The organism is Ralstonia sp. VS2407 (assembly GCF_052950655.1).
Window position 1 is genome coordinate 141833 of sequence record NZ_JBRFVG010000010.1, and the last position, 13692, is coordinate 155524.

Here is a 13692-nt window from a genome sequence, read left to right on the forward strand (position 1 = left end):
GCCGATATGTTCGGCGGTTTTTTTATGCGCGTCGTCTTGCGGGCGCTTATTTCAGCGGGACGTATTCACCGCTGGCTGGGTCGTCCTTCTGCAGCGCACCGGTGTCCTTGTCGATGAGCAGCGTGACCACCCGCGGTGCGGTGTTCGGGTCGCCACCGCACGCCGGGGTGTGGTTTTCCAGCACTTCGACGCTGTTGTGGGTGTCATCGGCCCGGTCCACCAGGAACGACAGGCATCCCTGCGACAGGGTGGTCAGCTTGTACTTTTCGATGGCGGCGCGGGCCAGATCGACGGCCTTGGCCTGTTCGGCTTCGCTGACGGCGGGCGCGCTGGCGGCCGGCGCGTTGGCCGAGTTGGCTGCACTAGGGGCAGAGGCCGCAGGTGTGGAAGCTGGAGCGGGTGCGGCAGGCTTGTGCGCGTCGTCGGAGCGGCCGCAGCCCGCCAGCGCGAGGGCTGTGAGCGCGGCAAGCAGCAGGGGTTTGGTCATGATGTGCGGAGCGTGTCGGCGATGTTCAGCCCACGACTTTACCCGGAACTGACCGATCGCTTCCATGCCGCATACGCCTGCGGCATGCACACCGCGCACGGCCGGTAGCCGGCAGCACGCGCGTCGGCTTCATTCAGGAAGAACACGCGGTGCCGCACATAACCGCCGCGCGCGATGGCTCGGCGTGCAGCCGCACAGTCGAGCCGACCATAGATGCGAGCACGCCGATGCCCGCCCAGCGTGCCGGGCACGGCGCTCTCGTAAGCCTGGCCGCGCGCGCCGATGAGCGTCCACGTTCTCACGCGGTTTCATGCGGCGGATTGCGACTCGCGTTCCAGCAGCGCCAGCTTGCGCTCCACCCCCCAGCGATAGCCCGAGGTGTTGCCGTCCCGGCGGATCACGCGGTGGCACGGGATGGCCACCGCGATGTGATTGGCCGCACAGGCCTGCGCCACTGCGCGCACCGCCTTGGGTGCGCCAATGCGCGCGGCAATCTCGGTGTAGCTGGTGGTGCTGCCGGGCGGCACTTCGCGCAGCGCCTGCCACACGCGCTCCTGAAACGCGGTGCCGCGTACGTCCAGCGGTAAGTCCAGGCCGATGGACGGTGCCTCGACAAAACCCACGACCTTCGCCACCAGATCTTCAAAACCGGCATCGCCGCCGATGAGTTCTGCCTTCGGGAACGTGTCCTGCAGATCGCGCACGAGGGCGTCGGGGTCGTCGCCCATCAGGATCGCGCAGATGCCGCGATCGCTCTGCGCCACCAGGATCGAACCAAGCGAGCATTCCCCCACCGCGAAGCGGATCGTCGTCTGTGCGCCGCCTGCGCGGTAGCGGCTGGCTGTCATGCCAAGCACGTTGTCCGACGCCTCGTAGAAGCGGCTGCTGGCGTTGAATCCGGCGTCGTAAATGGCCTCGGTGACGGTGCTGCCGCGTCCCAGTTGCGCGCGCAGCTTGCGGGCGCGATGCGCATCGACATAGCCCTTGGGCGTGAGGCCCGTGACGCTCTTGAACAGGCGATGGAAGTGATAGGGGCTCAGGCCGGCGTCTTGCGCGAGCGCATCGAGCGTGGGCGGTGTGTCGGCTGCCTCGATGCGGCGGCAGGCCTGCGCGACGAGCGCGGTTTGCTGGGTGCGTACGGTGGTCTGATCGGGGCCTGCGCGACGGCTCGGACGGTAACCGGCGGCTTCTGCGTCGGCAGGTGAGTCGAAGAATTCGACGTTCTCGGGGCGCGGCAGGCGCGACGGGCTGCTCGGCTGGCAATACACGCCGGTGGTCTTCACCGCATAGACGAATTGCCCGTCGGCAGAGGCGTCGCGCGCCAGCACGCGAGCCCAGCGCGGGTCATGTTCAACAAGGGTGGTGTCCGGCACGGTGCGGGCGGAGGTTTGCATGGCGTCATCCAGTGGACTGCGATGACTGTACTGTAGGTGCGGGCCTTTGGCCGGGCACTCCGGGTCTTGCGGTCAAATTCGAAGCGCGGCGCGCGTCACTTGCCGCCGGGTGCTTTTTGTTGATCGGCGCGCGCGGCGGCCAAGTTGGCGGCGATCCGCTTGGCGCCGGCAGATTCGGGCGGCAGCAGCCGGTGCAGGTGCTCCCATTGGGCAATTGCATCGTCCACGTCACCACGTTCGACGGCGGCGGAAGCGGCCAAGGCAAGCGCTTTTGGCTCGTCGGGGTCGGTCTTCAGGGCCAGGCGCACCTGCTCCGTGGGCGCACCAGCAAGGGCGCCGCCCTGGGCGGTGGCGAGTGCGTCGGCGTAATCGGCGCGCAGGCTGGCGACATCGGGGGCAAGGGCGACGGCCTTGGCGTAAGCGGCGACGGCGTCCGCAGGCCGTTCCATCGTGCTGTAGGACCGCGCCAGCAGCGCCCAGCCGGGCGCGTCGTCAGGCGTATCGCGCAGCCGTTGCGCCAGGCTGTTGACCATCGATTCGATCTGCGCGTCTCCGCCGGTGTGATCGCTGCGGGCGGCGGTCATCATGTCGCCCGGCATCCACAGCGACGCGGGTTTGCCCAGATGCTGGTAGAGCAGTACGGCGGAGGTGGGCAACGCAGCCAGCAGCAGTGCGGCGAGCAGAACGGGGCGGCGGTCGGGGCGCGCCCGCGAAGTGCTGGGGGTGTCGGCCGTATCGTCCAGCAACCGCCGGCCAAGCTCTGCGCGTGCGCGCGCGTGGCTGGCGGCATCGATAGCGCCGTTGCGCAGGTCGGCATCCAGCTCGCGCAGTTGGTCTTGGTACCAGCGGACCATCTGGGTGCGCGCCGTGGGGCTTTGGATGAGCGTATCGCCCGCACCGTTGCGCGCGCGTCGCAATAACGGCGTCAGGAGAACCGCCATGGTGACGGCCGTGAGGGCGGCCGCCAGCAGCCAGAACAAGGTCATCACGGTCATGGGCGGGGGTCTTCCGGTGGCGACGCGGCAAGCAGGGCGGCGAGGCGCGCTTGTGCGTCGGCGTCGATCTCGGCAGGGGGCGCCTTCTGCTGTTTGCGGGACGACACGATGCTGAATACCACCGCCATCAGCAACAGCGCCGGGCCGAACCACAGCAGATAGGTCAGCGGTTTGACGGGTGGCCGGTACAGGACGAAATCGCCATAGCGCTGCACGAGGTAGTCCTTTACCGCGGCCTCGGTGGCGCCGGCACGAAGTTGTTCTCGAATCTGGCGGCGCAGGTCGACGGCCAGGTCGGCGTTGGAATCGGCGAGGGTCTGGTTCTGGCAAACAAGGCAGCGCAGTTGCTCCGACAGCGCGTGGACGCGGGTGTCGAGATCGACGTCTGCCGCAGCGGCACGGGCGGGCATCTGCAACGTGAACGCCGCGACGCCAGCCAGAACGAGGGCAGCCAGGCGCTTATGCATGGCCACCTTCCTGCTCCAGTTGCTGCAGAAGCGGCACGATCTTGCGTTCCATCGACTCGGTCGTTACGGGGCCCACCTGTCGATAGCGGATCACGCCGGCGCGATCGATGACGAAGGTTTCCGGCACGCCGTAGACGCCGTAGTCGATGCCGACTTTGCCGTCAGCGTCGACGAGCGACGCGACATATGGATCGCCCATTTGTTTGAGCCACGCCCGTGCGGCCTCCGCGTCGTCCTTGTAGTTCAGCCCGTAGATCGGCACGGGTGACTGCTTGGCAAACGCGTTCAGCACGGCGTGCTCTGCGCGGCAGGCGGTGCACCACGACGCCCAGACGTTGAGCATCCACACCTTGCCTTGGAGGTCTTTCGGCGTGATCGGATTGGCGGTCGGCTCCAGCGCCGTCAGCCGGAATGCCGGTGCGGGCTTGCCGACCAGCGGCGAGGGCAGTTCACGCGGATCACGCGACAGCCCCGCAGCCAGCGCGATCACCAGAACAAAGAACACTGCCAGCGGCAGCACGTAGCGCAGCTTCACCGCGGCTCCTCGGTTGCAGGCATCGCCAATGACGGATTGGCCAGTGCGGTGTTGGGCGCGATGCGCGACGACGTGGACCGGCGACGGAGCCGGTAGCGGCGGTCGCACACGGCCAGCAGGCCGCCCAGCACCATCAGCGCACAGCCGCCCCAGATCCAACTGACGAAGGGCTTGATGTAGATGCGCATGGCCCAGTTGTCTTGTCCAAGCGATTCGCCCAGCGCGACATAGAGGTCGCGTGTGAGGCCGGTGTCGATGGCGACTTCGGTCGTGGGGGTTTCCTGACTGCGGTACAAGCGCCGCTCGGGTAGCAGGGTGGCCACGGGTTTGCCGTCGCGGCTGACGTCGACGTGGCCACGCAAGACGTCGTAATTGGCGCCTTGGCCCGGCGCAACGCTGGTGAGGTGGAACGTGTAGCCGCCCACCTCCACCGCGCCGCCCACGCGCACCGGCAACTCGCGTAGGGTCTCCTGGCTGAGCACCAGCGTGACGCCCGCGATGAACACGCCGACCCCTGCGTGCGCCACGAGCATGCCGAAGTAGCTCGGCGGCAACTGCCGCAGGGTCGTCAGTCGATTGCCGGGCTGCCGGAGCTTTTCGGCCAGACTGGCCAGCGCGCTCGCAAGACACCACGCGGCCAGCGTCAGCCCCAGGCCCGCCAGTGCGGACGTCCGATAAAACACCGCAAGTCCGAGTCCGATGACAACGCTCGCCGCTGCCGCCCAGCGCAGCCGCACGGCCATCGACGGCAGCGCACCATGACGCCAGCGCGCCAGCGGCGCCGCGCCCATCAGCAGCACCGCGGGCGACATCAGCGGCACAAAGACCTGCTCGAAATACGCCGGCCCGACCGAAATCTTGCCCAGCCGCAGCACATCCAGCACCAGCGGATACAGCGTGCCGAGCAACACCGTGGCAGCCGCCACGGCCAGGAGCACGTTGTTGGCCAGCAGGAACGATTCACGCGCGAACAGCGAAAACGTGGCGCCTTCCGACGCGTTGCCGGACAAGCGCTTTGCCCGCCACGCAAACAGACCCAGTGCGCCGCCCGTCACGATACCCAGCAACGCGAGGATGAAGAGACCGCGCTTCGGGTCGACCGCAAACGCGTGCACCGACGTCAGCACGCCTGAGCGCACGAGGAACGTGCCGAGCAGACTGAGCGAGAACGTGAAGATGGCCAGCAGCGCCGTCCATGCGCGGAATACGCCACGCTTTTCCGTCACCGCCAACGAGTGGATCAGCGCCGTGCCGGCCAGCCACGGCACGAACGACGCGTTTTCGACCGGGTCCCAGAACCACCAGCCGCCCCAGCCGAGTTCGTAATACGCCCATGCGCTGCCAAGCATGATGCCGGTCGTCAGGCACGCCCACGCCGCGGTTGTCCACGGCCGAGACCAGCGCGCCCAGGTGGCATCGAGCCGACCCGACAGAAGCGCGGCCATTGCAAACGAAAACGCCACCGCAAAGCCCACGTAACCCATGTAGAGCATGGGGGGATGCGACACCATGCCTGGGTCTTGCAACAGCGGATTGAGATCGCGCCCTTCCATGGCCGGCGGTAGCAGGCGCAAGAACGGGTTGGACACCAACAGCAGGAAAAGCAGCAGCCCTGTGCTGATGGCCCCCATCACGCCCAGTACGCGTGCCACCACGGGCAACGGCAGCTGTCGGCTGAACAACGACACGGCCAGCGACCACAGCGCCAGCATCGTCGTCCACAGCAACATCGATCCCTCGTGCCCGCCCCACACGGCGGCCACGCGATAGGGCAGCGGCAGCGCGCTGTTCGAGTTGGCGGCCACATAGAGCACGCTGAAGTCATTGCTGACGAACGCCCACGTTAGCGCGCCGTACGCCAGCAGCACCAGCGCGCACTGCATGCGCGCAGCGGGACGCGCCACGGCCATCCAGCGCTCGTTGTCGCGCGCCGCGCCCACCAGCGGCAGCACCGATTGCATGACCGCAGTCAGCAACGCCAGGATCAACGCGAAGTGGCCCAACTCGGCAATCATCGTGACGCGCTCCGGGCAGATTCCTTCGCCATCTGTTCGTTGACTTGCGCAGCGCGGCGTAAGGCATCCGCGGCTTCGGGCGGCATGTAGTTTTCGTCGTGCTTGGCGAGCACCTCGTTGGCGACGAAGATGCCGTCTTCGCCCAGCCGCCCGCGCGCGACGACGCCCTTTCCCTCGCGGAACAGGTCCGGCAGCAAACCGTGGTAGACGACCGGCACACCGCGCGCGGTGTCGGTGACGATAAAGCGGATGGTCATGCCGTCACGTTCGCGTTGGATGGAGCCGCGTTCAACGAGCCCGCCCAGACGGAAGACCTGGGCCACAGGCGCTTCCTTGGCAGCGATCTGGCTGGGGCTGAAGAAAAACACCAGATTGGAGCGGAACGCATTCAGCGTGAGTGCGGTAGCCGCACCCGCGCACACCAGTGCGGCGAGCAGGATGCCGAGACGGCGTTGTCTGCGTGTCATTGGTCGCCGCCGTGTGGATGGGAGTGGGCGGCGCGGTTGGCTGCGCGCCAGCGGCGGGCGAGCAGCAGCATCTCGGCCGCGATGCAGATGGCGGCCACGGCAAACGCGCCCGCAATATAGTCGACGTGATTGACGGAGAACTGGCTCATGCCGGCGTGCTCAGGTTGTGGTCATCGTCAGTGCGCTCGCGCATGATGCAACGCACGCGAATCAGCGCCACGCAGATGCTGTACATCCAGCACGCGAGCGTCATCAGCAGCATGCCGAGCAGCATCGTCATCGCCATCGACGGGGCCGCCGTCAGGCTGATGGACGCGCCCTGGTGCAGCGTGTTCCACCACTGCACCGAGAAATAGATCACGGGGATGTTGACCACGCCCACCACGGCCAGCACGGCGCAGGCGCGTTCGGCGCGGCGGGGCTCTTCAATGGCGCTCTCCAGCGCGATGAAGCCGAGGTACAGAAACAGCAGCAGCAACTCCGAGGTCAATCGCGCATCCCACACCCACCACGTGCCCCACGTCGGCTTGCCCCACAGCGCGCCAGTCCACAACGCAATGGCAGTGAACAGCGCGCCAGTGGGTGCCAGAGCCGAGGCCATCATCGACGAAAGCCGGGTGCGCAGCACCAGCCCCAGCGCGCAATAACCGGCCATCACCAGGTAGATGAACATCGACATCCACGCGGCCGGCACGTGCAGGAAGATGATGCGATAGACCTCGCCTTGCTGCGCATCGGTAGGCGCCACAGCAAAGCCGACGTAGAGGCCGGCAATGAGGAACAGAAGTGCGGCCACGCCAAACCACGGTGCCAACTTGCGCGCGAGCGGATCAAACCGCACGGGCGACGCATACGCGAGCCAGTTCCAGCGCCGCGATGCAGATTGGCGCACGGCGATGGGCGTGGTGTGGAGTCCGGATCGGTTCGTCATCGGGTCATTCCACGGCAATGCGCAGTCCGGCGGCGGCAGCCAGCGGACAGACAAACAGCGACAGCGCCAGGCAAGCGCCCAGCAGTGACAGATGCGGCATGACATCGAGCCCCGCGTCTGCAGCGGATCCGGCGCCTGCGCCAAACACAAGCACGGGCACACAGAGCGGCAGTACGAGGATGCACAACAGCGCTGCGCCGTTGCGCACGCCCAGCGTGAGTGCTGCACCAACGGCGCCGATCAGCGCAATGGCTGGCGTACCGATCAGCAGCGTGGCCGTCAGCAACAGCGTTGCATGCAGCGGCAGGCTGTACTGCTGGGCCAGGATGGGCGTCAGCAGCAGCAACGGCAAGCCGCTCGCGAGCCAGTGCGCGGCAATCTTCGTCAGCACGATCAGCGCAAGCGGGTGCGGCGACAACAGCAGTTGATCGAGGCTGCCATCGGCGTGTTCCTGCGCAAACAACCGAGAGAGCGAGAGCATCGATGCCAGCAGCGCCGCCACCCACAGGATGCCCGGTGCAAGCATGCGCAATTGCTGCGGGTCGGGGCCGATGGCCAGGGGAAACAGGCTCGCCGCAATGACGTAGAACACCACGCCGCCGACGAGGTTGCCGCGCCGCCGCCATGAGAGCGCAAGGTCGTGTCGCAGAATGGCCATCAGCATTGGCTTCATGCGGCGCCTCCAAGCCTGAGCACGCGATTCACCCCTTCCGGGCGCGACAGCAACTGATGCGTGGCCATGATCGCCATGCCGCCGGCGCGCAAGTGCGTATCGAGCTGCGCTGTGAAGAGGTCGGCTGCGCGGTCGTCGAGCGAAGCGATCGGCTCGTCGAGCAGCCACAGCTCGCGCCGCGCGAGCAGCAAGCGCGCCAGTGCCACCCGCCGACGCTGGCCTTGCGAGAGCTTGCGCACAGGCGTGTCGGCAAGCTTGCCGAGGTCGAGCGCGTCCAGTGCGAGCCCGATGCCAAACGGCTCCGCCGCCGAATCGCGCAATCCGGCCAGTTGCATGGCCAGACGCAGGCTCTCCGTCACAGTGAGATCTGGATCGATGCCGTTGGTGTGGCCAACGTAGCAAAGCGCATTGAGGAAGGTGGGATCGCCGCTGCGCACGGGCGCACCATGCCACGTGAGCGAGCCGCTTGCCGGTGCCAGCAGGCCACAGAGCACGCGCAGCAACGTCGTCTTGCCGCTGCCGTTCGCCCCTGTTACCTGCACCAGCTCGCCCGCCGACACCGAGAGGTCCAGCTCGCGGAAGATCCGACGGCCGGCGCGCGAGAACGTCAATTGGCTGGCAACAAGCACGGCAGTGGGGGGCTGAGTCAAACGGGGTCTAGCGCCGGCAGCACGTTCACGTGCTTTACTCGGTCTTCATCTTCGACATGTCGGGCAGATGGTGCGCAATACCCTTGTGGCAGTCGATACAGGTTTTCTCTTTGCTGCCCAGATATTGGGAGTGCATGGCCGACGCGCGCGGGCTTTGTCGCGTGAAGTCCATCGATTCGTAGTTGTGGCAGTTGCGGCATTCCAATGAATCGTTGGCCTTGAGCCGATCCCATTCATGCTGGGCCAGTTCGAGCCGATGCGCTTCGAATTTCTCGCGCGTGTCGATGGTGCCGAAGATCTTGCCCCACACTTCCTTGGATGCCTGCATCTTCCGTGCAATCTTGTTCGTCCAGGCGTGCGGAACGTGACAGTTGGAGCAGATCGCGCGTACACCGCTGCGGTTGGTGTAATGGATCGTGCTCTGCAGCTCCTGGTACACGTTGTCGTGCATTTCGTGGCAACCCGTACAGAACGCCTCGGTGTTGGTCACCTCCATCGCGGTGTTGAATGCGCCCCAGAACACCACGCCGGCAACAAAGCCGCCCAACGTCAGAAAGCCCAGGCTGAAATACGCGCTGGGCCGGTTGATGGTGCGCCAGTAGCGCTTGATCAGGTCGAACATGGCTGCACCGCCTCAGTTCTTGCCAACGCTCTTGCCATCAGGCTTGCGTTTGAGCAGTTCATCGACATCGACAAACGTATTGGTGATAAGCGGCTTGGCGTCGGCCTGCGGCACGTGGCATTGCGTGCAGAAGAAGCGGCGCGGCGAAACGTCGGCCAGTTGATGGCCATCGCGGTCAACGTAGTGCGTGGGGCTGATTGCGATCGCACGCATCTCTTCGGCCTTCGTACGCGCATGGCAAGACAGACAACCGTTGTGGTCCTTGTTGATCTGATACATGTACGTGCCGTCGATCTTGTGCGGAATCGTTGGCGGTTGCCCGGTGTAGTTGCGCTCGCGGCGCACGTCCTTGTTTTCGGTCGGATACAGGATCGGCGGTGTCGATTCGGCGGCGATCGGCGTGGGGCCGCGCATGGCGTCGACAACGCCTTGGGCCTGCGCGGGCAAGTTGGCAAGGGTTGCCAGCAGCAGCGCACAGATGGCGGCTGGCAGTCCCAGGAGTCGGCTGAGCTTCATGACGTTTTCCGGTTGCGCGTGTGTCGTCTGCCTGGGCTCGTCAGACCTTCACGATCTTGACGGCGCATTTCTTGAAATCCGTCTGCAGCGAGATCGGGCAGGTTGCATCCAGTGTGACCTTGTTGATGAGCTGGCTCGCATCGAACCAGGGCACGAATACCAGACCCTTCGGCGGCTGATTGCGGCCGCGCGTTTCAATGCGGGTGCGCATCTTGCCGCGCCGCGAGATCACCTCGACTTCGACACCACGTCGTAGCCCCAGCGCCTTCGCATCTTCCGGATGCATGAAGCAGACTGCATTCGGGAAGGCGCGATACAGCTCGGGCACCCGGCGCGTCATGGAACCCGAGTGCCAGTGCTCCAGCACGCGGCCAGTCGACAACCAGAACGGGTATTCCTTGTCCGGCACTTCCGGCGGTGCCTCATAGGGCAGGGCGAAGATCACCGCCTTGCCGTCTGGGTTGCCATAGAACTGATAGCCGGTGCCGGCCTTGACGTACGGATCGCTGCCTTCTTTGTAGCGCCAGCGCGTTTCCTTGCCGTTGACCACCGGCCAGCGCAATCCGCGCGCCTTGTGATAGTCGTCGAACGGTGCCAGGTCGTGGCCGTGGCCGCGCCCGAAGCTTGCGTACTCTTCGAACAGGCCCTTCTGGAGGTAGAAGCCGAACGCCTTGGCTTCGGCATTGTTGTATTCCGGGTCGACGTCCTTGAGGGGGAACTTGTCGACGTTGCCGTTGCGGTAGAGCACGTCGTAGAGCGTCTTGCCGCGCAGCTCCGGCTTCTTGGCGATGAGGTCTTCCGGCCAGACTTCCTCCACCTTGAAACGCTTGGAAAACTCGACCAACTGCCACAGGTCGGAACGCGCCTCACCCGGCGCATCCACGAGCTGATGCCAGAACTGCGTGCGGCGCTCGGCGTTGCCGTAGGCGCCTTCCTTCTCCACCCACATCGCGCTCGGGAGGATCAGGTCGGCGGCCAGCGCGGTGACGGTCGGGTACACGTCCGAGACAACGATGAAGTTCGCCGGATTGCGGTAGCCCGGATAGCCTTCCTGTTCTAGGTTGGCGCCGGCCTGGATGTTGTTGTTGACCTGCACCCAGTAAGCATTGAGCTTGCCGTCCTTCAGCATGCGGTTCTGCAGCACGGCGTGATAGCCCGGCTTTTCCGGGATCGTGCCAGCCGGCAACTTCCAGATGTGTTCGGCCTCTTCGCGGTGCTTCGGGTTGGTCACCACCATGTCGGCCGGCAAGCGGTGGGAGAACGTGCCCACCTCGCGCGCGGTGCCGCAGGCCGAAGGCTGGCCCGTCAGCGAGAACGGGCTGTTGCCCGGCGTGGCGATCTTCCCTGTCAGCAGGTGCAGGTTGTAGATCATGTTGTTCGCCCAGGTGCCGCGGGTGTGCTGGTTGAAACCCATGGTCCAGAACGACACGACCTTGATCTTCGGATCGGCATACAGCTCGGCAAGCTTCTGGAGCTGCTGCTTGAATTCCTTCTCCTTGCTCTTGTCCGGGTTCGCCAGCTTGGTGGTGTAGTCCAGGTCGTACGTCGAGACAAACTTGGCGAACTCGTCGAACGAGATCGGCTTGGAGTCGCCCACCTTGTCGGCGTTCTTGGCGGCCTTCTGCAGCGGGTTGTCGGGCCGCAGGCCGTAGCCGATGTCGGTTACCCCTTGCTTGAAGACGGTGTGCTTGTTGACGAAGTCTGTGTTGACCTTCTTGTTGGTGATGATGTAGTTCGCGATGTAGTTGAGCATCGCGAGGTCGGCCTGCGGCGTAAAGACGATCGGAATATCGGCCAGATCGAACGAGCGATGCGTGAACGTCGAGAGCACCGCGACCTTCGTCTTGGGCGCCGACAGGCGTCGGTCTGTCACACGCGACCACAGGATCGGGTGCATCTCGGCCATGTTCGAGCCCCACAGCACGAACGCGTCGGCGACTTCGAAGTCGTCGTAGCAGCCCATCGGCTCGTCCATGCCGAAGGTGCGCATGAAGCCGGCCACGGCCGAGGCCATGCAGTGGCGTGCGTTGGGGTCGAGGTTGTTCGAGCGGAAGCCCGCCTTCATCAGCTTGACGGCAGCGTAGCCCTCAAAGATCGTCCACTGGCCCGAGCCGAACATGCCGACAGCGGTCGGGCCCTTTTCCTTGATGACGCGCTTGAACTGCACCGCCATCTCGTCGAACGCGCGGTCCCAGCTCACGGGCGTGAAATCGCCGTTCTTGTCGTACTTGCCATTCTTCATGCGCAGCAGCGGCTGGGTCAGCCGGTCCTTGCCGTACATGATCTTCGAGAGGAAGTACCCCTTGACGCAGTTCAGGCCCCGATTGACCTCGGCCTTCGGGTCGCCCTGCGTGGCCACCACGCGGTTGTCCTTGACGGCGACTTCAACACCGCAGCCCGTGCCGCAGAATCGGCAAGGTGCCTTCGACCACTTGAGCTGCGTCAGCTCTTTGTCGGTGACGAGGTTGGCGGCGCCAGCAGGAAGCGTGACGCCAGCTACCGAAGCGGTGGCGGCGGCAGCGGTTTGCTTAATGAACGCGCGGCGAGAGACTTTCATCGTCCATTTCCTCATTCATGGCGTCGGCCATTTCGTTGTGCTGATAGATCAGGGCGGTGTTCAGCACACCGTCGATCTGTTGAATGAATGTCAGGTGGGCTGCGATGGCCCGCGAGCTGGGCGCCTCAAGCGTGACCACGAGCTTGCCGTTGTCGCTGGCCGCATGGATTTCGCTGCCGGCGATGGCTTCGATGGACTTGCTGACAGATGCAATATGGGTTGGCCGCGTCTGGACCAGGACGCCCGCGATATGCCACTCGTCGTCATCAAGCGGCGCCGGCCGAACGGGGATATCTATTTTTCTTGTGTTTCGCATGACGCTGTTTTGGCGATGCACGCCTTTTTCTAATCAGTGCTGCGCGAACATACAACCCGACTCGCCCTCGGAACCCCCCGGGCGTATATCAATGCGTTGGCGGACCGCTCAGCAATTGGGTTGCCCACACGATAAAGCCATATCCGGCCACGATAATGACGGAAAGAACCGGCACCATGACGACCGTCAGAAACAGGAAGCTCCGCAGCTCTTCGGATTTACGTTGCGCGTCGACGTTTTGGGGCTGTTCCACGATGACTCGACCAATAAAGGCGGCGCAGATGGCGCGCGAACGTTTTCCAGTAAAGCGAACGTCGCACGGGAATTCAAGGTTTTCGCATGATCCCGGCGTGACATATGTCGCGCAAGCGATATGTCGTTGGGGCGTGATCTAGCGCAAGACTTGCCGAATTCACGCGCCTGAAACATTGACGGGCACCCGCCATAGATACCAGGCCGCGACGGTGCGATAAGGGCTCCACGCAAGCCCGAGTGTTTCCATCTGCTTGCGTGTGGGCGTGGTGTCGAGCCGCTTCAGGCGGCGATAACCGTCGCGTACGCCGAAATCATCTGCGGGCAGGATGTCCGAGCGCTCCAGCGTGTAGATCAGCAGCATTTCGACCGTCCAGCGGCCAACTCCGCGCAGTGTTACCAGCCGGTCGATGAGCGCTTCGTCCGGCATGGACAACGCCTGTTCGCGCGTGGGGACGACGCCATCGAGCGCGGCTTGTGCAATGCCGCGAATGGTCGCCAGTTTGGTCCCGGAGAAACCGCAGGTGCGCAGCGCTGCCTCGTCTGTCGCGAGCACCTGCTGCGGTGCGGGAAAAGCGGCGGCCGGATACAGCGCGAGGAAACGTCCGAGGATGGCGTCACCGGCCTTGGCGTGCAGCTGCTGGTAGGCGATCGCGCGGATCAGCGCTTCATAAGGTTCGCGCGCAGGCTTGGCGGCGTGGCGGCACGGTCCGATCGCAGCGATATGGCGAGCCCAGTCTTCGTCCAGCGTCGCCAGAAATGTTTCGGCTTGCCGGTAGGCGTTTTCGGACAGGTCTGCGGCAATGGTCATGCGC

General features: G+C 64.9%; 18 protein-coding genes. All 18 read right to left on the reverse strand.

The genetic code is table 11. The annotated features are described in order from the left end of the window. Positions 1-46 precede the first annotated feature (46 nt). Positions 47-487 carry a hypothetical protein gene (locus ACU8YE_RS17315; RefSeq protein WP_260802102.1) on the reverse strand — a complete coding sequence of 147 codons (441 nt, stop codon included), beginning with the start codon at positions 485-487 and terminating at the stop codon, positions 47-49. A gap of 38 nt (positions 488-525) precedes the next feature. Next, positions 526-789: an Ada metal-binding domain-containing protein gene (locus tag ACU8YE_RS17320; protein ID WP_232040905.1), complete on the reverse strand. Its 264-nt coding sequence runs from the start codon at positions 787-789 to the stop codon at positions 526-528. Between the two features lie 6 nt (positions 790-795). Next, positions 796-1881 (reverse strand): bifunctional DNA-binding transcriptional regulator/O6-methylguanine-DNA methyltransferase Ada, encoded by a 1086-nt coding sequence (gene ada, locus ACU8YE_RS17325; RefSeq protein WP_260802101.1) that lies wholly within the window; start codon positions 1879-1881, stop codon positions 796-798. 95 nt (positions 1882-1976) lie between these two features. Next, entirely contained in the window at positions 1977-2876 is a 900-nt protein-coding gene (gene ccmI, locus ACU8YE_RS17330; RefSeq protein ID WP_260802100.1) for a c-type cytochrome biogenesis protein CcmI, read from the reverse strand. Next, positions 2873-3343 (reverse strand): cytochrome c-type biogenesis protein, encoded by a 471-nt coding sequence (locus ACU8YE_RS17335; RefSeq protein ID WP_232040902.1) that lies wholly within the window; start codon positions 3341-3343, stop codon positions 2873-2875. Before ACU8YE_RS17335 ends, ccmI begins: the two co-directional genes overlap by 4 nt. Further along, positions 3336-3878 (reverse strand): DsbE family thiol:disulfide interchange protein, encoded by a 543-nt coding sequence (locus tag ACU8YE_RS17340; protein ID WP_446929246.1) that lies wholly within the window; start codon positions 3876-3878, stop codon positions 3336-3338. Before ACU8YE_RS17340 ends, ACU8YE_RS17335 begins: the two co-directional genes overlap by 8 nt. Next, a complete protein-coding gene (locus ACU8YE_RS17345) occupies positions 3875-5893 on the reverse strand; it encodes a heme lyase CcmF/NrfE family subunit (RefSeq protein ID WP_446929247.1) in 2019 nt (672 codons plus the stop codon). The genes ACU8YE_RS17340 and ACU8YE_RS17345 overlap by 4 nt, the downstream gene beginning before the upstream one ends. After that, positions 5890-6360, reverse strand: coding sequence for a cytochrome c maturation protein CcmE (gene ccmE / locus ACU8YE_RS17350; RefSeq protein ID WP_232040899.1), 471 nt, complete (start codon positions 6358-6360; stop codon positions 5890-5892). The genes ACU8YE_RS17345 and ccmE overlap by 4 nt, the downstream gene beginning before the upstream one ends. After that, complete coding sequence (locus tag ACU8YE_RS17355; RefSeq protein WP_232040898.1) at positions 6357-6509, reverse strand: hypothetical protein; 153 nt, start codon at positions 6507-6509, stop codon at positions 6357-6359. Before ACU8YE_RS17355 ends, ccmE begins: the two co-directional genes overlap by 4 nt. Then, on the reverse strand, positions 6506-7291 hold the full coding sequence (ccmC, locus tag ACU8YE_RS17360; RefSeq protein ID WP_446929248.1) for a heme ABC transporter permease CcmC: 786 nt from the start codon (positions 7289-7291) through the stop codon (positions 6506-6508). The genes ACU8YE_RS17355 and ccmC overlap by 4 nt, the downstream gene beginning before the upstream one ends. A gap of 4 nt (positions 7292-7295) precedes the next feature. Further along, positions 7296-7964, reverse strand: a complete 669-nt coding sequence (gene ccmB, locus ACU8YE_RS17365) for a heme exporter protein CcmB (RefSeq protein ID WP_260802095.1) — start codon at positions 7962-7964, stop codon at positions 7296-7298. Beyond that, positions 7961-8593: a cytochrome c biogenesis heme-transporting ATPase CcmA gene (gene ccmA, locus ACU8YE_RS17370; RefSeq protein WP_446929270.1), complete on the reverse strand. Its 633-nt coding sequence runs from the start codon at positions 8591-8593 to the stop codon at positions 7961-7963. The genes ccmB and ccmA overlap by 4 nt, the downstream gene beginning before the upstream one ends. Positions 8594-8648: 55 nt before the next feature. After that, positions 8649-9236 (reverse strand): cytochrome c3 family protein, encoded by a 588-nt coding sequence (locus tag ACU8YE_RS17375; RefSeq protein ID WP_232040894.1) that lies wholly within the window; start codon positions 9234-9236, stop codon positions 8649-8651. Between the two features lie 12 nt (positions 9237-9248). Continuing rightward, on the reverse strand, positions 9249-9752 hold the full coding sequence (locus ACU8YE_RS17380; RefSeq protein WP_232040893.1) for a nitrate reductase cytochrome c-type subunit: 504 nt from the start codon (positions 9750-9752) through the stop codon (positions 9249-9251). 40 nt (positions 9753-9792) lie between these two features. Next, on the reverse strand, positions 9793-12309 hold the full coding sequence (gene napA / locus ACU8YE_RS17385; RefSeq protein WP_414561023.1) for a periplasmic nitrate reductase subunit alpha: 2517 nt from the start codon (positions 12307-12309) through the stop codon (positions 9793-9795). Then, positions 12281-12625, reverse strand: coding sequence for a chaperone NapD (locus ACU8YE_RS17390; protein WP_092972571.1), 345 nt, complete (start codon positions 12623-12625; stop codon positions 12281-12283). The genes napA and ACU8YE_RS17390 overlap by 29 nt, the downstream gene beginning before the upstream one ends. 88 nt (positions 12626-12713) lie before the next feature. Next, positions 12714-12878 (reverse strand): periplasmic nitrate reductase, NapE protein, encoded by a 165-nt coding sequence (gene napE / locus ACU8YE_RS17395; protein ID WP_082075987.1) that lies wholly within the window; start codon positions 12876-12878, stop codon positions 12714-12716. 159 nt (positions 12879-13037) lie between these two features. Next, complete coding sequence (locus ACU8YE_RS17400) at positions 13038-13688, reverse strand: DNA-3-methyladenine glycosylase family protein (RefSeq protein WP_446929249.1); 651 nt, start codon at positions 13686-13688, stop codon at positions 13038-13040. Between the last annotated feature and the right edge of the window lie 4 nt (positions 13689-13692).

Bases quoted from the DNA above. Each gene is read 5' to 3' on its own strand.
- ACU8YE_RS17315 (WP_260802102.1), bottom strand. From the start codon at position 487: ATGACCAAACCCCTGCTGCTTGCCGCGCTCACAGCCCTCGCGCTGGCG.
- ada (WP_260802101.1), bottom strand. From the start codon at position 1,881: ATGCAAACCTCCGCCCGCACCGTGCCGGACACCACCCTTGTTGAACAT.
- ccmI (WP_260802100.1), bottom strand. From the start codon at position 2,876: ATGACCGTGATGACCTTGTTCTGGCTGCTGGCGGCCGCCCTCACGGCC.
- ACU8YE_RS17335 (WP_232040902.1), bottom strand. From the start codon at position 3,343: ATGCATAAGCGCCTGGCTGCCCTCGTTCTGGCTGGCGTCGCGGCGTTC.
- ACU8YE_RS17345 (WP_446929247.1), bottom strand. From the start codon at position 5,893: ATGATTGCCGAGTTGGGCCACTTCGCGTTGATCCTGGCGTTGCTGACT.
- ccmE (WP_232040899.1), bottom strand. From the start codon at position 6,360: ATGACACGCAGACAACGCCGTCTCGGCATCCTGCTCGCCGCACTGGTG.
- ACU8YE_RS17355 (WP_232040898.1), bottom strand. From the start codon at position 6,509: ATGAGCCAGTTCTCCGTCAATCACGTCGACTATATTGCGGGCGCGTTT.
- ccmC (WP_446929248.1), bottom strand. From the start codon at position 7,291: ATGACGAACCGATCCGGACTCCACACCACGCCCATCGCCGTGCGCCAA.
- ccmB (WP_260802095.1), bottom strand. From the start codon at position 7,964: ATGAAGCCAATGCTGATGGCCATTCTGCGACACGACCTTGCGCTCTCA.
- ACU8YE_RS17375 (WP_232040894.1), bottom strand. From the start codon at position 9,236: ATGTTCGACCTGATCAAGCGCTACTGGCGCACCATCAACCGGCCCAGC.
- ACU8YE_RS17380 (WP_232040893.1), bottom strand. From the start codon at position 9,752: ATGAAGCTCAGCCGACTCCTGGGACTGCCAGCCGCCATCTGTGCGCTG.
- napA (WP_414561023.1), bottom strand. From the start codon at position 12,309: ATGAAAGTCTCTCGCCGCGCGTTCATTAAGCAAACCGCTGCCGCCGCC.
- ACU8YE_RS17390 (WP_092972571.1), bottom strand. From the start codon at position 12,625: ATGCGAAACACAAGAAAAATAGATATCCCCGTTCGGCCGGCGCCGCTT.
- ACU8YE_RS17400 (WP_446929249.1), bottom strand. From the start codon at position 13,688: ATGACCATTGCCGCAGACCTGTCCGAAAACGCCTACCGGCAAGCCGAA.